The organism is Streptomyces sp. NPDC055287, from assembly GCF_053646035.1.
Genome location: NZ_JBSHNE010000033.1, coordinates 22001 through 37989, shown reverse-complemented (window position 1 = coordinate 37989; position 15989 = coordinate 22001). Strand labels below are relative to the sequence as shown.

Genomic DNA, 15989 nt, shown 5'->3' with positions numbered 1-15989 from the left:
AAGGCGAGAACACCGACACAGACCAGAACCAGCAGGGCTTCGAAGAAAATCGTCAGCACGGGGTTGCTCCTTGCATGAGCGGTGGGCAGTACGGGGGCCGGGCCCCAGCTTAGTCGGCGGGGCCCGGCACGGCCGTGCGGGGGCTTCAGCCGAGCAGCTGGTTCTGCAGAATCACCGACTGGTGGAACGGCACCTCGGCGGCGCCGCCCTTCCTGGAGTGCGTGATCAGCGCGACCGTGTCGCCGGACTGGATGTACGCCAGCCGGATCTGCTCTCCCTCGTACGGCTTCTTCTCCGCGAAGAGGTACGCCGCGGTGTTCTCCACCAGGCCCGAGCTCGCCCACTCGGGATCGATCTCGAACTCCGGCGACCCGGCGAGCGGGACGCCGCCGTCCAGACCGACACCGATCACGTGGTCCTTGAAGCGCTCAGCGATCCCGACCGAGTTGAACCGCAGCAGATGGACCCGGGAGGTGGTGCCGTCGGGCATGGTCCAGCCGCGTGCCGCGACATGCCGAACGGCGTAGTCGGACAGGGCCAGTTCCAGCTCGGCCCGCTTGTCCTTCTCGTACGCCGCCGTATAGCGCTCCGGGGCGACCCAGCCGCCGTCGAGTTCCTTGTCCCGCTCGGCACCGGACGGGAGGGGCAACAGGAGTTCGCGCAGGTCGGCGTGGTGGATCTCACCGCGGTTGCCCTCGTTGAAAGGGCGCGGGGACCCGGCCGGCAGCGCGGGCATCGACAGCGCGGGATAGTCCCAGCGGCCGTCGTGCTCGGTGGCCAGCCCGGGTACGTCGGCGCGCTCCAGCCCGGCGATCGCGAAGGCGGTGCCGGTGCCCAGGCCCCCGCAGACGAGCACGGCGGCGGTCCACCGGGCCACGGCCCGCAACACCCTGCGGGGCGGCGCAGCTGCAGGTGCCGGCGCAGGTGCCGGCGCGGTGGCGGCCTCCACGAGCACCTCGTCGGACACCGCCGGGGGCGTGAGCTGCTCGGTCATATGTACTCCCCCGGGGACACGATGTGGTCGAGCTGGTCCTTCACCAGTTCCGCGACGGCGGACTTCGCGAACGGCTCGGTTCCCGAGGCGACAACGCTGACCAACAGCTCGTCGTCGTACGCCATGCACGCCATCCCGCCGAGCTTCGACTCCGGGTCCGTCCCGGTCAGTCCGTCGGCCGGGGCCGACATCACGCAGTGGGCCTTCTGGTGGCCCTTGATCTCGGGCCCCTTGGGCACGTCGAAGAAATTGAGCAGTTCGGTCCGGAGTCCGTACAGATCGTGGATCTTCTTCTTGTCCTTCATCCGGACGATCTCGGTGCGCACGACGAGGTCACCCTCGCCCGAGGTGTACGACCGCATGGCGATCCCCTGGACACCCAGCTTGTCGATCCTCCTCTCGTACTCCCTGCGCTGGCTGCCGGAGGCTCCGCGCCCGCTCTCCTTGAGGAGAGCCACCGCCTGCGTGCTGCTGAGCTCGCTGTCGTTTCCGTACGCGTCGATGTCGGGGCCGAGGCGGTACTCGTCGGGTACGGGCAGCAGCAGCTTGCTGAGCCCGGTCGAGTCCTTGCCCCGGCCGACGTCGCCCGCCGGGTCCTTGCCGGGCTCGGCGTCGGTCCGCTCCCACACGGTGGTGCGGGCGGTGACGTCCGCGGAGTCGACGGTGTGCCGGATGTATGCCAGCCCACCGCCCACGGCGCCGGCCAGCAGGACAGCCGGGAGCGCCGTGCCAAGGATCCGGCGCGTCAGTTTCTTGTTCACAGGCGCTCCAGCTGCCGCTCGGCCAGCAGGCGGATGTCGCTCTTGCTGATCTTCTTGCTGTCGAACATGTTGATGTCGGCCATGACGTCGCCGCGCTGGAAAATGGCGCGGGCACGGTACTGCGGCAGGTACCCGGCCTTCCGCGTGACCTTGTAGAGGTAGTAGCGGCCGTTGCCGCTGCCCTTGAGCGCCTCGCCGCCATTGCCCGCGCCGTCCTCGGTTTCGGGCATGTAGCTGTGCTGGCCCTCGGCATGCTCCGCCGCGCCGGGCAGAGGACCTGCCCGGAACTGGACGAGCCGGACGTTCACCTCACGGTGCGCGTCCTGCTTCCAGGCGACAGCCGCGATCCGCCGGAAATCAGCGCCGGTGAGCTCCCCGAACATGTAGTCCTCGCTTTCGAAGTCGAGGGCGTACGACGCGAGGTCCACCCAGCCGTCCTCCAGCCAGTCCTTGTCGGCCGTACGCGCACCCGCGGGCTTCGGCACGAGCCGCTTGCGCAGGTCGCCGTCCGTCCTGACCCGACGGTCCTCCTTGGCCGACAGCGGCTCCGGCTCCTTGCCCTGCGGCAGGGCCTTGTCGGGGTACGCCAGACCGGCCTGCGCCAGCGCGGGCAGCGGTACCGGCGGGCGCTCGGCCTGAACGGTGTAGCCGACGGCGCCGCCGCCGACGATGCCGAGCACCGCGGCGGCGGCGATGATCAGGGTCGTACGGCCGCGAGGGCGGACGCGGGGCGCGGTTCCTGCGGGGCGGTCGTCCGCCGGCTCCGCCGATGCCCGCGATTCTGCTGGTTCCTGCTGTTCAGGAACGGTTTGCTGAGCTTCCAAGGGGGTCCCCCCACGAGACCTGAAGCGCAGGTTCCATAACCTGCGGCGCATTACAGACCAGTGAGGGGCGGCCTCGGTTGCACAGCGGCGGATTACAGTTCGGACATGGCGAAGAAGCTCGTGATCAAGGTGACCGCCGGGGCCGACGCCCCCGAGCGGTGTTCGCAGGCGTTCACGGTGGCGGCGGTAGCCGTCGCCAGCGGGGTCGAGGTCTCGCTCTGGCTGACCGGGGAGTCCGCGTGGTTCGCGCTGCCGGGACGCGCGGAGGAGTTCGAACTGCCGCACGCGGCGCCGCTGCCGGATCTGTTCGAGTCGATCAACGCGGCCGGACAGATCACGCTGTGCACGCAGTGCGCGGCGCGGCGCGAGATCACCGAGAAGGACGTGATCGAGGGCGTGCGGATCGCGGGTGCGCAGGTCTTCGTCAGCGAGATCATGGCGGACGGCGTCCAGTCCCTCGTCTACTGACGGCCCGCTCCCGCCGACGGTCTACCGACGGCGCTTCTTGCCGTCCAGCTCGTCCCACCACTCGTCCGACCTCGGGTCCCCGGACGGATCGTCCCACCAGCGGTCGTCCGGCCCCCGCCGGTTGGCGACCACCGCCGCGACGGGCGGAATGACCATGGCGACGAAGCACATCGCCACGGCCGCCGGCACGGACCACAGCCGCACGAAGGCCCAGGCGGAAACGAAGAGGAAGACGCATCCGCCCATCAGCAGGAAGTAGGCGTGCCGCCGCCGCTCGTACATACCTCCACGGTACGACCGAAGGGCCGCACCCGGTCCAGGAAAGCGTCCAACCCCCTGGGGTGCGGCCCTTCGGCCGGTAGAAAGCGCGTCGTCAGACCGCGATCGCGACCTCCGCGAGGCCACCCGTCTGAGCGACGACCGTACGGTCCGCCGTGCCGCCGGGGACGAGCGCGCGCACGGTCCACGTGCCCTCGGCCGCGTAGAAGCGGAACTGGCCCGTGGCCGAGGTCGGGACCTCGGCGGTGAACTCGCCGGTCGAGTCCAGGAGGCGGACGTAGCCGGTGACGGGCTCGCCGTCGCGGGTCACGCTGCCCTGGATGGTGGTCTCACCGGGCTTGATCGTCGAGGCGTCGGGGCCGCCGGCCTTTGCTCCACACATGTTGAATCCGTCCTTCAAGTCGCAGGCGAGAGGGGTTACTTGCTGGCGCCGAGCTCGATCGGCACGCCGACCAGCGAGCCGTATTCGGTCCACGAGCCGTCGTAGTTCTTGACGTTGTCGACACCGAGCAGCTCGTGCAGGACGAACCAGGTGAGCGCGGAGCGCTCACCGATGCGGCAGTACGCGATGGTGTCCTTCGCCAGGTCGACCTGCTCGGCCTCGTACAGGGCCTTGAGCTCTTCGTCGGACTTGAAGGTGCCGTCGTCGTTGGCGTTCTTCGACCACGGGATGTTGCGGGCGGACGGGACGTGGCCCGGGCGCTGCGACTGCTCCTGCGGGAGGTGGGCCGGGGCGAGCAGCTTGCCGCTGAACTCGTCGGGAGAACGCACGTCGACGAGGTTCTGGTTGTTGATCGCGGAGACGACGTCGTCGCGGAAGGCGCGGATCGAGGTGTCCTGCGGCTGGGCCTTGTACTGCGTGGCCGGACGCTGCGGGACCTCGGCGACCAGGTCGCGGGAGTCGAGTTCCCACTTCTTGCGGCCACCGTCGAGCAGGCGGACGTCCTGGTGGCCGTAGAGCTTGAAGTACCAGAAGGCGTACGAGGCGAACCAGTTGTTGTTGCCGCCGTAGAGGACCACCGTGGTGTCGTTCGCGATGCCCTTCTCGGACAGGAGCTTCTCGAAGCCGGCCTGGTCGATGAAGTCGCGGCGGACCGGGTCCTGGAGGTCCTTGGTCCAGTCGATGCGGATCGCGTTACGGATGTGGTTCTTCTCGTACGCCGAGGTGTCTTCGTCCACCTCGACGATGGCGACCTGCGGGTCCTCGATGTGGGCCTCGACCCAGTCTGCGTCGACCAGGACGTCGCTGCGGCTCATGCTGTTCTCCTCCGGGGCAGTGTGCGGCGGTTATGCGCGAGGGGCTGTGCGGGTACGCCGATACGTGGAACAGGGCGGCGTACGACCGCACGGGGGGTGGCCCTGACTTCGACTGCACCAGTTCGGTCGGTCGGGGGGGCCGGGGGAAGGCGGGTGCCGGACGGTGCCGGCCAGAACCCGCTCAGGCAGTTCGACAGAGCATGGCGGCGACGCGGCACAGGTCTACTGCCCGCCGCTTCGTGAGGTCCGCCTGTCGCTGCTGCATGGGACCGATCGTAGGGAGGTCACGACCGGCATGTCACCGGCGTGTCGGATACTGAGACGCGATCGTCCGCGATGCGGGACGACGTGCCGGTGACGGGGCGTCGTTCCGGGCCCGCGCACGGTCTGCGTCCGCCCACTGCCTGAGGGGCGGACGCCGCCGTCTCACTATCCGGCGAGACCCACGTTCGTGCCGGTCACGGAGATCTCCAGCCCGTCCTTCGTCGCCTCGGCCTTTTCCAGCTTCAGGCCCTCGGGCAGCCCGCCGATCCGCCGGTCGAAGTCGGTCTTTTCGCGCACCTTCTCCTCGATACCGGGGAGGCCCTCGCCCGGGACCTCGTCCGCCCGCACCCGGAGCGTGCCGCCGTCGACCACGCTCACGCTCGACAGCACACTGCGCGTGATCTCGCGGCCGAGGATTTCGACGGAACCGGTGACCTTCACCTTGCCGTTGCCGCCGTACGCCACCGGGAACCCGCTCTCGGAGGCCTGCGACAGGTCCTCGTACGAGACGCGCGCCGTGCCGGTCGCCAGGTCCGCCGTCGCGCTGGAGAAGCCGCTGACGCTGCCGCTCACGCGCACGTCGTGCAGCTCGGCGGTCATCTCACTGATCCGGACCCTGCGGCCCTCCGCGCTCGCCTCGACGCCCTCGACGGTCACATCGACCTGGTCGAGGTGCTTGGCGGCGACCTGGGTCAGGAACGGGAATCCCTTGATCGCCACGTCGGGTTCGCCGGTCAGACCCTGCCGGCTCTGGACGCGCTTGGCGACCTCGGACTCGGCGTAGTTCACCGCGAGGCGGTCCACGACGACGAAGATGCCGCCGAGGATCACGGCGACGACCAGCAGTATTCGCAGTGCACGCATGGCTTACAGGTCCCCCACAACTCGTGTGATTCGTCGCACTCGCCCAAGCCCCCTTGACGATCGCGACCCTACTGACAGGTAATCACAGGGGTCAGGCGATGGCCCTGCCGATCAGGTAAACGGCGGGCGCGGCGGCGGTCAGCGGCAGCGCGACTCCCGCCGTCATGTGGACGAACCGCGAGGGGTAGTCGTAGCTGGCCACGCGCAGGCCGACCAGCGCGCACACCCCGGCCGCGAGCCCCAGCAGCGCGCCCTGGGCCCCCAGGTCCGTCATCCCGCCCGCCGCGATCCCGGCGCCGGCGGCGGCGAGCAGCGCGACGGCCACGGAGGCGATGCCGGACAGCGGCAGCGCGCGGGCCAGTACGGCGACGGCGACGGCCACGCCGCCCACGGTCACGGCCTCGGGGGCCGCCGCGAGGTGACCTGCGGCGATGACGGCGAGGGCGGCCGAGGTGACGGTGGCGGTCAGGCCGTACATCCGCTCGTCGGCGGAAGCGCGGTTGCGGAGCTGGAGTACGAGCGTGAGCAGCACCCAGACGCCGAGCGTGCCGATGATCGCGGCGGGCGCGTGCGCGGCGTCGACGGCCAGCAGCGCGATGTCCGCGGTCACGCCGCCGAGGAAGGCGAGGGCGATGCCCTGGCGGGCGGGCCACATGCCGTTGAGCCGGAACCAGCCGGCGGCGGTGACGGCCTGGAGCAGCACGAGCGGTACGACGAGTGCGTACTGGCCGACGGCAGCGGCGCCGGCCAGCAGCAGCGCGAGCACGGCGGTCAGCGCGGCCGGCTGCATGCCGGGCGCGATGATCGGCGACCGGCCCTCGGCGCGGGCGCGCTGGGCGTCGGTGATGCGACTGTTGCCGCCGGTCGTGGGCGGGCTGTACGCCGCAGATCCAGTGGCGGCGGGCTGGGGCGCGGGGGCCGCCGTGGTGGCGTGGGCGGGTTCGTACGCCGCCGCCGCGGGCGCGTAGGCGCCGGACGCGGGTTCGTACGCGGCGGGCGCCGGCTGGTGGGCCGCCGGTGCGGGCTCGTAAGCGGCGGATGCCGGTTCGTACGCCGCCGCCGGGGGCTCGTGCGCCGTCTGGCCGGCCGGGTACGGGGCGTACGACCCGGACGGCTCGGGCGGCAGCGGGTACGCGCCGTTCTGGGCCGAGAGGTACGCCGTGTCGTCGGCGGCGGCCGTGCCCGGGGCGGGGTCCTGCGGCCGGTAGGGCTGCTGGAGCGGCTGCTGCACCGGCTGGAACTGGGTGTCCCAGGTCTGGCCCTCCCAGGTCTGGGTGTAGGGCTCCTGGGCCTGGGGGGCGTACGGCTCCTGCGCGGACGGGCGCTGTTCCTCGTAGCCGTCGCGTGCGTCGCGGCCGTCGTACGGGTAGGGCTGCTGGTTGCTCATGGTGTGGGGGTCATCCTCCTGCGAACGGCGGGAGCACCTCGACCGTGCCGCCCTCGGCCAGCCGTACGGTCTCATGACCGCGGGTCCCGACGGGGTCGCCGTCGATGAGGAACGAACACCGCTGGAGTACGCGCGTCAGCTCCCCGGGGTGCCGCTCGCGGACCGCGTCGAGCGCCTCGGCCAGTGTCCCGGCCGTGTACGGCTCCTCTGCGGTGCCGGCGGCGGCCTTGGCCGCCGCCCAGAAGCGGATGGTGCCCACTGCCATAGCGGCGCTCCTTTCGTCGGCTTCCATGATGGGCTATGCCGCTGTGAGCCAGGCGCCGATGCGGGTGAGGAGTGTCTCCTCGGCCGCGTTCTCGGCGTGCCCCATGCCGGGCACGATCCACAGTTCGCTCCCGTCGGCCGCCGCCGCGAGCGCCCGCGGGTGGTCCAGCGGGAAGTACGGATCACGGTCGCCGTGCACGACCAGCAGCGGCGTCGCGCCGAGCCCGGCCGCCGCCTCGACCGGCGAGAGCGGTACGGGGTCCCAGTCCCGGGCGTGGATCCGGGTACGGAGCCCGAGGCGCCCCACGAGCCGTCCGGCGGGCCGGGTGACCACCCAGTGCAGCCGCCGCATCGGCGCCGTACCCCGGTAGTACCAGCGGGCGGGGGCGCTGACGGCCACGACGGCGTCGGCCCGCGCCGACATCTCACCGTCCCGGCCGGCCCGCCCGGGCCCCCGGTCGGCGGCGCGCGTGGGGTCGCCCTGGGCGCGTACGGGGTCACTGCCGGCGCTCGCCGGCGCTCCTTCCGCCGCGCGCGCTTCCATGCGCCCCCCGTGGGCGAGGCCGCCGTCCGTGCCGCTGTCGCGGGCCGGGTCCCGGTACAGCGCCGCGTGTCTGACGACCACCGAGCCGCCCATCGAGAAGCCCACCGTGACCACCCGCTCGTGCCCCAGCGAGCGCGCCCAGCGGACCGCCGCCGCCACGTCGAGGACCTCGCGGTCGCCGACCGTGGAGCGCCCGCCGGAGCCGCCGTGGCCACGGAACGAGAAGGTGATGACGGCGCCGTACTGCCTGAACACCCGTGCCGCCCGCCGCACCGCCGGCCGGTCCACCGACCCGGTGAAACCGTGCGCCACGACGATCGCCGGACCGTCCGCGGCGCCGGCGGCCGGCTCGTACAGCGCCTCGATCCCGACCCCGTCGTCCGCCCGCAGAACCGACCGCTGGGCCGAGCGCCCGTCCGCCCCCCGTACCGTCCGCGAAACCGCACGTGAATCCCCTCGTGACGACGCGCGCCGGGACCCGAGCGTGATCAAGGGAACAATTGATCTGCGGATACGACCCTCCGGTACGGAACTCATGTGAGCTATTCTGCTGGGCATAGGACCTGGGCAACGTTGCCCCCGGGTCCTTTTGTGTTTTCTGACCGTTGTTACGGACAGATGACGCGGGCGAGCCCCAGGGCGCGGGGCCGCACGTACGAAGCAGTGCCGCATACGTCCTCGCAGGGACCGAGGAGGAACCGACGTAATGGGCGAGCGAACCGTGCACGACTGTCCGATCCAGGCAGGTGGCGGACGATGAGTTCTCTGCTGCTCCTGACCAATGCCCTCCAGCCGTCGACGGAGGTGCTTCCCGCCCTCGGCCTGCTTCTGCACAGCGTGCGGGTGGCCCCCGCCGAGGGCCCGGCCCTCGTCGACACCCCAGGTGCCGACGTCATCCTGATCGACGGCCGCCGTGACCTTCCGCAGGTCAGGTCGCTGTGCCAGCTGCTGCGGTCCACCGGACCCGGCTGTCCGCTGATCCTCGTCGTGACGGAGGGCGGTCTCGCGGCCGTCACCGCCGACTGGGGCATCGACGACGTACTGCTCGACACCGCGGGTCCGGCCGAGGTCGAGGCGCGGCTGCGCCTGGCGACCGGCCGCCAGCAGATCACCTCGGACGACAGCCCGATGGAGATCCGCAACGGTGACCTGTCGGTCGACGAGGCGACGTACAGCGCGAAGCTCAAGGGACGGGTCCTGGACCTGACCTTCAAGGAGTTCGAGCTGCTGAAGTACCTGGCACAGCACCCCGGCCGGGTCTTCACGCGGGCCCAGCTCCTCCAGGAGGTGTGGGGTTACGACTACTTCGGCGGCACCCGGACCGTCGATGTGCACGTACGGCGGCTGCGCGCGAAGCTCGGCCCCGAGCACGAGTCGCTCATCGGGACCGTACGCAATGTGGGCTACCGCTTCGTGACTCCCGAGAAGGTCGAGCGGGCGGCGGCCGAGGAAGCCAGGGTCAAGGCGGGGCAAAAGGCGGCGCCCGCGGCCGTCACCCGTGTGGCGGACACGGCCCCCCGGGAGGAAGAGGCAGTACGGCCTGCCCAGCGGTAGGTCACCACGCGTAGACTGCCGCGCGTGGCCAAGGTGACGCGGGACGATGTGGCGCGACTGGCGGGGACTTCGACCGCGGTCGTCAGTTACGTCATCAACAACGGACCCCGGCCGGTCGCCCCGGCCACGCGCGAGCGTGTCCTCGCCGCGATCAAGGAGCTCGGCTACCGGCCGGACCGGGTCGCGCAGGCCATGGCGTCCCGCCGCACCGATCTCATAGGCATGATCGTCCCCGATGCCCGGCAGCCGTTCTTCGCCGAGATGGCCCACGCGGTCGAACAGGCCGCCGCCGACCGCGGAAAAATGGTTCTCGTCGGCAACTCCGACTACCGCGACGAGCGTGAGGTCCACTATCTGCGGGCCTTCCTCGGCATGCGGGTCTCCGGCCTGATCCTGGTCAGCCAGGGCCCGAGCGAGTGGGCGGCCGCCGAGATCGAGGCGTGGGACGCCCGGGTGGTGCTGCTGCACGAGCGGCCGGAGACGATCGACGACGTGGCGGTCGTCACGGACAACATCGGCGGCGCGCAGCTCGCGACCCGCCACCTCCTGGAGCACGGTCACCCGTACGTCGCCTGCCTGGGCGGCATGGAGTCGACACCGCTGATCGGCGACCCGGTGGCCGACCACGTCGTCGGCTGGCGCCGGGCGATGCAGGAGGCCGGCCGGTCCACGGAGGGCCGTCTCTTCCACGCTCTCTACAACCGGTACGACGCCTACAAGGTCGCCCTGGACCTGCTGGCCGGACCCGACCGTCCGCCCGCGATCTTCTGCTCCACCGACGACCAGGCGATCGGCGTGCTGCGCGCGGCCCGCGAGCTGCGCATCGACGTACCGGGCGAACTGGCGGTGGCGGCGTTCGACGACGTGAAGGAAGCGGCGCTGACCGATCCGCCGCTGACGACGGTGTACTCCGACCGCCCCGCGATGGCGCGGGCGGCAGTGGACCTGGTGCTGGACGATTCACTGCGGGTGGCGGGGTCGCGGCGCGAGCGGCTCAAGCAGTTTCCGTCCGCCCTGGTGGTACGCCGCTCCTGCGGCTGCCCGGCGACGTAGCACCGCGACAGAGCCCCCTTCCCCTTTATATGGGGCATACACGGTTCTGTCGGGCTTCTCAGCGGCTCCTCAGACGGTTCTCATAACCGCTGGCCAAGCTCTGAGGCATGACCGAGAGCCCCCGCCGCAGCGGCGACCACCCCGAGCCCGAGCAGCAGCCCGCCTCCTTCTCGTACGGCGCCGGCGCCTACCCGCCGCCGCCCGCGTACGCACCGCCGCCCCCGGCGGCGGCAGCGCACCGGCGGGCCCGGCGGCCGGTCGCCCTCATCGCGGCGGTGGCCATCGTCGCGGCCGCGATCGGCGGCGGGACGGCGGCCTTCGCCGATCGCCTGGCCGGCACGGAGTCCGTCGCCGACGGGGGCGGTGTGACAGGTACGAACGTCTCGCAGAGCAGCAAGGGCACCGTCTCCGGGGTCGCGCGGGCCGTGAGCCCCAGCATCGTCGAGATCAGCGCCACGTCCACGTCCGGCGACTCCACCGGCTCCGGAGTGATCATCACCGGCGACGGCGAGATCGTCACGAACAACCACGTCGTCTCCGGCGCCTCCTCGGTCAAGGTCAAGCTGAGCGACGGCAGGACGTACACCGCCGATGTGGTCGGCACCGACCCCGACAAGGACCTCGCCCTCATCGAGCTCCGGGGCGCGAGCGGCCTGAAAGCGGCGACGCTCGGGAGCTCCGACGCCGTGAGGGTCGGCGACGAGGTCGTGGCGATCGGCTCGCCCGAGGGCCTGACCGGGACCGTGACCAGCGGCATCGTCTCCGCGCTGGACCGGGACGTCACGGTGTCGAAGGACGAGAACCCGGGCCAGGAACAGCAGGGCCAGGGCGGGGACGGCGGCGACAGCGGTCAGTGGCCGTTCGAGTTCGGCGGACAGCAGTTCAACGGCGACACCGGTTCGTCGAAGACGACGTACAAGGCGATCCAGACCGACGCATCGCTCAACCCGGGCAACTCCGGCGGCGCCCTCATCAACATGAACGGCGAGATCATCGGCATCAACTCCGCGATGTACGCCCCGAGCGGAGCAACCGGTTCCACGGCGGGCAGTGTCGGGCTCGGCTTCGCCATCCCCGTCGACACGGTCAAAGCCGACCTGGAGCAGCTCCGCGCCGGCGGCGACAGCTGAGATCCGTACCGTGCGCGATCCGTACCGTGCGTGATCCGTGCCGTGCGACGCTGAGAGAGCAGCCCACGACCATCCGCAGCGACCAGAGGCAGGCCGAGGAAGCCCGATGAACACCCCCGCCGAGCGCATCCTGATCGTCGACGACGAGCCCGCCGTGCGCGAGGCCCTCCAGCGCAGCCTCGCCTTCGAGGGGTACGGGACGGAGGTCGCCGTCGACGGCATCGACGCGCTCGCGAAAGCGGCGTCGTACGAGCCCGATCTGATCGTCCTCGACATCCAGATGCCGCGTATGGACGGCCTGACGGCAGCCCGCCGCATCCGCTCGTCCGGCGACACCCTGCCCATCCTGATGCTCACCGCCCGCGACACGGTCGGCGACCGCGTGACCGGGCTCGACGCGGGCGCCGACGACTACCTGGTGAAGCCGTTCGAGCTGGACGAGCTGTTCGCCCGCATCAGGGCGCTGCTCAGGCGCAGTTCGTACGCCGCCGGGGCGGCGGTCGGCGAGGAGGGGCCGGGGCACGTCCTGTCCTTCGCCGACCTGCGGATGGATCTTGCGACGCGCGAGGTGACGCGGGGGGAGCGGCCGGTGGAGCTGACCCGCACCGAGTTCACGCTGCTGGAGATGTTCCTCGCGCACCCGCGCCAGGTGCTGACGCGCGAGCAGATCCTGAAGGCCGTGTGGGGCTTCGACTTCGAGCCGAGCTCGAACTCCCTCGACGTGTACGTCATGTACCTGCGCCGCAAGACGGAGGCGGGCGGCGAGCCGCGCCTGGTGCACACCGTGCGGGGCGTGGGGTACGCGCTGCGGGGCGGTGAGGCGTGAGCGGTCCGCTGCGCAGATTCCGCGCCCTGCCGCTGCGGTCCCGCCTCGCGCTGCTGACCGCGACGGCGGTGGCGATCGCGGTGGCGGCGGTCGCGGCGGCGTGCTGGTTCGTGACACGGGTGCAGCTCGAGGCGCAGCTGGACGACTCGCTGCGCAGCGTCAAGGTCGACGAAGTGGATGCGCGGAACCTGCGCCTGGCCTGCACAGGCGGCACGGCTGCCGTGCAGCCGCTCGGGTCGTACGTCGTGCAGCTCGTCTCGGCCACCACCGACGAGCCCTGCACGTATCCTCCGGGGGCTCCGCCGATTCCCGTGCAGGACGTCGACGCCGCTGTGGCCCGTGGTGAACGGCCCTACGCCATGCACACCACGGAAGCCACCGACGGCACGGAGATGCGGGTCTACACCTACCAGTTCAGGGACGCACAGCAGGATCTGCTCCCCGGCCCCCCGTTCGCGGTCTCCATCGCCCGCCCGATGAGCGAGGTCGACGATCCGCTCAGCTCCCTCGCCTGGGTACTGCTCGCGCTCTCCGGCATCGGTGTCCTGGGGGCCGGCGCCACCGGGCTCCTGGTCGCCCGGGCCGGCCTGCGCCCCGTCGACAAGCTCACCGACACCGTCGAGCATGTGGCGCGTACGGAGGATCTGACCGTACGCATCCCCGTCGAGGGCGAGGACGAGATCGCCCGCCTCTCGCGCTCCTTCAACGCGATGACCAGTGCTCTCGCGTCGTCCCGCGACCGGCAGTCCCAGCTGATCGCCGACGCGGGGCATGAACTGCGCACCCCGCTGACCTCTCTGCGTACGAACGTGGAGCTGCTCGCCCGCAGCGACGAGACGGGCCGGGCGATCCCGCCCGACGACCGGGCCGCGCTCATGGCGTCCGTCAAGGCCCAGATGACGGAACTGGCCTCGCTCATCGGCGACTTGCAGGAACTCGCCCGGCCCGACACGGCCGACCAGAGCGGTCCGCTGCGCGTCGTCGCGCTGCACGAGATCGCCACCACCGCCCTGGAGCGCGCCCGCCTTCGCGGCCCCGAGCTGACGATCAACGCGGACCTCTCGCCCTGGCACGTACGGGCCGAACCGGCGTCGCTGGAGCGGGCGCTGGTCAATGTCCTGGACAACGCGGTGAAGTTCAGCCCGCCGGGCGGCACGGTCGATGTGACCTTGGCCAACGGGACGCTGACGGTACGCGACCACGGCCCCGGTGTCCCGGAGAGCGAACTCCCCCACGTCTTCGAACGCTTCTGGCGCTCCCCGTCCGCCCGCGCCCTGCCGGGCTCGGGCCTCGGCCTGTCCATCGTGGCCCGTACGGTCCAGCAGGCGGGCGGCACGGTCACCCTGCGGCGCCCGGCGGACGGCGCCGACGGCACGGAGGCGCTGATCAGGCTCCCGGGCGCACCGACCCCACCGCCCGACGCGGCGTGACACGGGCCCGGACAGCGGCGAAGCGCGGGCCCGGACAGCGGTGTGACGCGCGTCCGGACAGCGGTGCGGGGCGCGTCCGGACAGCGGTGCGGGGCGGCGCCCGGTCCTCCGGGTGCCGCCCCGCTGTACTGCGCTCGGTGCTTGTTACTTCACGACCGTGATCCGGTCGGCCGCCGGGGGCGCGATCGGTGCGGCCGCGCTGGAGTTCTTCGCCAGGTAGGCGTTGAAGACGTCCAGGTCGGAGGCGCCGACCAGCTTGTTCTTGTGCTCCTTGAAGACGGGGAAGCCGTCGCCGCCGCCCGCGAGGAACTCGTTCATCGCGACGCGGTAGGTCTTCGCCGGGTCGAGCGCGGCGCCGTTCAGCTTCACCGAGGCGACGTCGATGCGGGCGGCGCCCGTCTTCGTCATGTCCAGGGTGTACGTGAAGCCCTTCGACACCTGGAGGATCTTCGGCGAGGCCTCGTTGCTGCCGCTGACCTGCTGCTGGAGCGCGGTGACCAGCTGGGCGCCGGTCAGGTCCACGACGTTCATCATGTTGGTGAACGGCTGGACGGTGAACGCCTCGCCGTACGTCACGACTCCGTCGCCCTCGCTGCCGCTCGCCTTGAAGACGAGGTCGGAGCGGATGCCGCCGGGGTTCATGAAGGCGATCTGGGCGCCGCCCCTGTCGGCCGGGGCCAGGCCCTCCAGTTGCGCGTCCGCGATCAGGTCACCGAGCGGCTTCTCGGGTGCCGTCGAGCCGCGCCCGTTGATGTCGGCGGCGATGAAGCCCTGCGGCTTGCTCGCGATGGGGGCGGCCAGCGCGTTCCAGCGGCCGATGAGCGAGGTCATGTCCTTCGCCCAGATCTTGGCCTGCTCCTGGTCGCGGACGACGATGTGGTTCGCACTCTTGACGCCCGTACGCACGATGTCCTTGGTGCGGCGGTCGTAGGTGAGCGTGGTGTCCGTGTAGAGCTTGCCGTACGAGGATGCCGAGGTCACCATGCGCGGCTTGCCCGCCGGGTCGGGGACGGTGCAGACGTACGCCTGGTGCGTGTGGCCGGTGACCAGCGCGTCGACCTTCGGGGTGATGCCCTTGGCGATGTCGACGATCGGGCCGGAGATGCCGTCGCCGGCGCCCGGCGAGTCGCAGTCGTAGTTGTACGAGGAGGAGGCCGGCGAGCCGCCCTCGTGGATGAGGGCGACGATCGACTTGACGCCCTGTCGGTCGAGCTCCTTGGCGTACTTGTTGACCGTCTCGATCTCGTCGTGGAACTTGAGGCCCTTGATGCCGTTCTCGGTGACGATGTTCGGAGTGCCTTCGAGGGTCACGCCGATGAAACCGATCTTGACGCCGTTCTTCCTCCACACCGTGTACGGCTTGAGGATCGGCTTGCCGGTCTTCTCGCGCGTGACGTTGGCGGCGAGGTAGGGGAAGTCCGCGCCCTCGAACTCCTTGCCCTTCTCGAAGCAGCCCTCGACCGGGTGACAGCCGCCGTTCTGCATGCGGGCCAGTTCGGTGGCGCCCTCGTCGAACTCGTGGTTGCCCACGGCCGACACGTCGAGGTCGAGCCTGTTCAGCGCCTCGATCGTCGGCTCGTCGTGGAAGAGGCCGGACATGAGCGGGCTGGCGCCGATCATGTCGCCGCCGGCCGCCGTGACGGAGTACCGCTCACCTTCGCGCGCCTTGCGCAGCGAGGTGGCCAGGTGCTCGACTCCACCGGCCGGAATCGCCTTCACCGTGCCGTCGGGCTGCGTCTCGTTGACCGTGCCGGCCGAGCCCGCCGGGGGCTCCAGGTTCCCGTGCAGGTCGTTGAAGGACAGCAGCTGTACGTCCACGGTCCGCGAGGGCTTCGACGTGTGCCGGGCGTCGCCGCCGGCCTGGGCGCCGTCCTCGGCTCCGGAGGCCGGCATCGCGGCGACGAGGGCGCCGAGGGTGGCGAGTCCGGCGGCGGAGGCGAGTATGCGCCGTGCCGCTCGCTGCTTGCGGGTGGTACGAGGGTTCGCTGACATCTGTCCCCTTGTGAGTTCAGCGTGATCGACGAACCGCAGCCTAAAGTCAACGCGCGTAGCGCAACAGGGGGTGACGGGTTACAAGCTGGTTGCCGTAC

General features: G+C 71.1%; 18 protein-coding genes. 6 read left to right on the top strand and 12 right to left on the bottom strand.

Features of this window, described 5'->3' with window-relative positions:
• Positions 1 to 145 precede the first annotated feature (145 nt).
• The 3 genes from ACWIHY_RS32090 to ACWIHY_RS32080 are packed head-to-tail and all read right to left on the bottom strand — an operon-like array spanning position 146 to position 2579.
• On the bottom strand, positions 146 to 994 hold the full coding sequence (locus ACWIHY_RS32090; protein WP_454379666.1) for a hypothetical protein: 849 nt from the start codon (positions 992 to 994) through the stop codon (positions 146 to 148).
• The gene (locus ACWIHY_RS32085) at positions 991 to 1755 is read right to left on the bottom strand and encodes a hypothetical protein (RefSeq protein ID WP_454379664.1); all 765 of its coding nucleotides are present in this window, start codon (positions 1753 to 1755) and stop codon (positions 991 to 993) included. The genes ACWIHY_RS32090 and ACWIHY_RS32085 overlap by 4 nt, the downstream gene beginning before the upstream one ends.
• Positions 1752 to 2579: a hypothetical protein gene (locus tag ACWIHY_RS32080; protein ID WP_454379662.1), complete on the bottom strand. Its 828-nt coding sequence runs from the start codon at positions 2577 to 2579 to the stop codon at positions 1752 to 1754. Before ACWIHY_RS32080 ends, ACWIHY_RS32085 begins: the two co-directional genes overlap by 4 nt.
• A gap of 105 nt (positions 2580 to 2684) precedes the next feature.
• Between ACWIHY_RS32080 and ACWIHY_RS32075 the strand changes: the two genes are divergently transcribed.
• The gene (locus ACWIHY_RS32075) at positions 2685 to 3047 is read left to right on the top strand and encodes a DsrE family protein (protein ID WP_454379661.1); all 363 of its coding nucleotides are present in this window, start codon (positions 2685 to 2687) and stop codon (positions 3045 to 3047) included.
• 21 nt (positions 3048 to 3068) lie between these two features.
• On the opposite strand, the gene ACWIHY_RS32070 is transcribed toward ACWIHY_RS32075, so the two are convergent.
• From ACWIHY_RS32070 to ACWIHY_RS32035, 8 genes are all read right to left on the bottom strand, one after another.
• A complete protein-coding gene (locus ACWIHY_RS32070) occupies positions 3069 to 3329 on the bottom strand; it encodes a DUF3099 domain-containing protein (RefSeq protein ID WP_454379659.1) in 261 nt (86 codons plus the stop codon).
• 91 nt (positions 3330 to 3420) lie between these two features.
• On the bottom strand, positions 3421 to 3708 hold the full coding sequence (locus ACWIHY_RS32065; protein ID WP_018101653.1) for a DUF1416 domain-containing protein: 288 nt from the start codon (positions 3706 to 3708) through the stop codon (positions 3421 to 3423).
• Positions 3709 to 3743: 35 nt separating this feature from the next.
• Positions 3744 to 4583 (bottom strand): sulfurtransferase, encoded by an 840-nt coding sequence (locus ACWIHY_RS32060; RefSeq protein WP_454379656.1) that lies wholly within the window; start codon positions 4581 to 4583, stop codon positions 3744 to 3746.
• A 181-nt stretch (positions 4584 to 4764) separates the two neighbouring features.
• Positions 4765 to 4848, bottom strand: coding sequence for a putative leader peptide (locus ACWIHY_RS32055; protein ID WP_355254274.1), 84 nt, complete (start codon positions 4846 to 4848; stop codon positions 4765 to 4767).
• Positions 4849 to 5012: 164 nt separating this feature from the next.
• Positions 5013 to 5711 (bottom strand): LmeA family phospholipid-binding protein, encoded by a 699-nt coding sequence (locus ACWIHY_RS32050; protein WP_454379654.1) that lies wholly within the window; start codon positions 5709 to 5711, stop codon positions 5013 to 5015.
• 91 nt (positions 5712 to 5802) lie between these two features.
• Entirely contained in the window at positions 5803 to 7098 is a 1296-nt protein-coding gene (locus ACWIHY_RS32045) for a hypothetical protein (RefSeq protein WP_454379652.1), read from the bottom strand.
• Positions 7099 to 7108: 10 nt separating this feature from the next.
• Complete coding sequence (locus ACWIHY_RS32040; RefSeq protein WP_069928149.1) at positions 7109 to 7363, bottom strand: MoaD/ThiS family protein; 255 nt, start codon at positions 7361 to 7363, stop codon at positions 7109 to 7111.
• A 33-nt stretch (positions 7364 to 7396) separates the two neighbouring features.
• A complete protein-coding gene (locus tag ACWIHY_RS32035) occupies positions 7397 to 8443 on the bottom strand; it encodes an alpha/beta fold hydrolase (protein ID WP_454379650.1) in 1047 nt (348 codons plus the stop codon).
• A 219-nt stretch (positions 8444 to 8662) separates the two neighbouring features.
• On the opposite strand from ACWIHY_RS32035, the gene ACWIHY_RS32030 reads away from it, so the two are divergent.
• From ACWIHY_RS32030 to ACWIHY_RS32010, 5 genes are all read left to right on the top strand, one after another.
• On the top strand, positions 8663 to 9460 hold the full coding sequence (locus tag ACWIHY_RS32030) for a winged helix-turn-helix transcriptional regulator (protein ID WP_454379648.1): 798 nt from the start codon (positions 8663 to 8665) through the stop codon (positions 9458 to 9460).
• 24 nt (positions 9461 to 9484) lie between these two features.
• Positions 9485 to 10513, top strand: a complete 1029-nt coding sequence (locus tag ACWIHY_RS32025; protein WP_454379647.1) for a LacI family DNA-binding transcriptional regulator — start codon at positions 9485 to 9487, stop codon at positions 10511 to 10513.
• A gap of 107 nt (positions 10514 to 10620) precedes the next feature.
• A complete protein-coding gene (locus tag ACWIHY_RS32020; protein WP_454379645.1) occupies positions 10621 to 11643 on the top strand; it encodes a S1C family serine protease in 1023 nt (340 codons plus the stop codon).
• A 106-nt stretch (positions 11644 to 11749) separates the two neighbouring features.
• Complete coding sequence (locus ACWIHY_RS32015; RefSeq protein ID WP_454379643.1) at positions 11750 to 12469, top strand: response regulator transcription factor; 720 nt, start codon at positions 11750 to 11752, stop codon at positions 12467 to 12469.
• Complete coding sequence (locus ACWIHY_RS32010; protein WP_454379642.1) at positions 12466 to 13899, top strand: sensor histidine kinase; 1434 nt, start codon at positions 12466 to 12468, stop codon at positions 13897 to 13899. The genes ACWIHY_RS32015 and ACWIHY_RS32010 overlap by 4 nt, the downstream gene beginning before the upstream one ends.
• Before the next feature lie 144 nt (positions 13900 to 14043).
• Here the strand turns inward: ACWIHY_RS32010 and ACWIHY_RS32005 are convergent, their stop codons facing one another.
• A complete protein-coding gene (locus ACWIHY_RS32005) occupies positions 14044 to 15891 on the bottom strand; it encodes a bifunctional metallophosphatase/5'-nucleotidase (protein ID WP_454379640.1) in 1848 nt (615 codons plus the stop codon).
• Between the last annotated feature and the right edge of the window lie 98 nt (positions 15892 to 15989).

What these genes read in the sequence shown, in the direction of transcription:
- ACWIHY_RS32090 (WP_454379666.1), bottom strand. Translation starts at nt 994, where the DNA reads ATGACCGAGCAGCTCACGCCCCCGGCGGTGTCCGACGAGGTGCTCGTG.
- ACWIHY_RS32075 (WP_454379661.1), top strand. Translation starts at nt 2,685, where the DNA reads ATGGCGAAGAAGCTCGTGATCAAGGTGACCGCCGGGGCCGACGCCCCC.
- ACWIHY_RS32070 (WP_454379659.1), bottom strand. Translation starts at nt 3,329, where the DNA reads ATGTACGAGCGGCGGCGGCACGCCTACTTCCTGCTGATGGGCGGATGC.
- ACWIHY_RS32065 (WP_018101653.1), bottom strand. Translation starts at nt 3,708, where the DNA reads ATGTGTGGAGCAAAGGCCGGCGGCCCCGACGCCTCGACGATCAAGCCC.
- ACWIHY_RS32060 (WP_454379656.1), bottom strand. Translation starts at nt 4,583, where the DNA reads ATGAGCCGCAGCGACGTCCTGGTCGACGCAGACTGGGTCGAGGCCCAC.
- ACWIHY_RS32055 (WP_355254274.1), bottom strand. Translation starts at nt 4,848, where the DNA reads ATGCAGCAGCGACAGGCGGACCTCACGAAGCGGCGGGCAGTAGACCTG.
- ACWIHY_RS32050 (WP_454379654.1), bottom strand. Translation starts at nt 5,711, where the DNA reads ATGCGTGCACTGCGAATACTGCTGGTCGTCGCCGTGATCCTCGGCGGC.
- ACWIHY_RS32045 (WP_454379652.1), bottom strand. Translation starts at nt 7,098, where the DNA reads ATGAGCAACCAGCAGCCCTACCCGTACGACGGCCGCGACGCACGCGAC.
- ACWIHY_RS32040 (WP_069928149.1), bottom strand. Translation starts at nt 7,363, where the DNA reads ATGGCAGTGGGCACCATCCGCTTCTGGGCGGCGGCCAAGGCCGCCGCC.
- ACWIHY_RS32035 (WP_454379650.1), bottom strand. Translation starts at nt 8,443, where the DNA reads ATGAGTTCCGTACCGGAGGGTCGTATCCGCAGATCAATTGTTCCCTTG.
- ACWIHY_RS32030 (WP_454379648.1), top strand. Translation starts at nt 8,663, where the DNA reads ATGAGTTCTCTGCTGCTCCTGACCAATGCCCTCCAGCCGTCGACGGAG.
- ACWIHY_RS32020 (WP_454379645.1), top strand. Translation starts at nt 10,621, where the DNA reads ATGACCGAGAGCCCCCGCCGCAGCGGCGACCACCCCGAGCCCGAGCAG.
- ACWIHY_RS32015 (WP_454379643.1), top strand. Translation starts at nt 11,750, where the DNA reads ATGAACACCCCCGCCGAGCGCATCCTGATCGTCGACGACGAGCCCGCC.
- ACWIHY_RS32005 (WP_454379640.1), bottom strand. Translation starts at nt 15,891, where the DNA reads ATGTCAGCGAACCCTCGTACCACCCGCAAGCAGCGAGCGGCACGGCGC.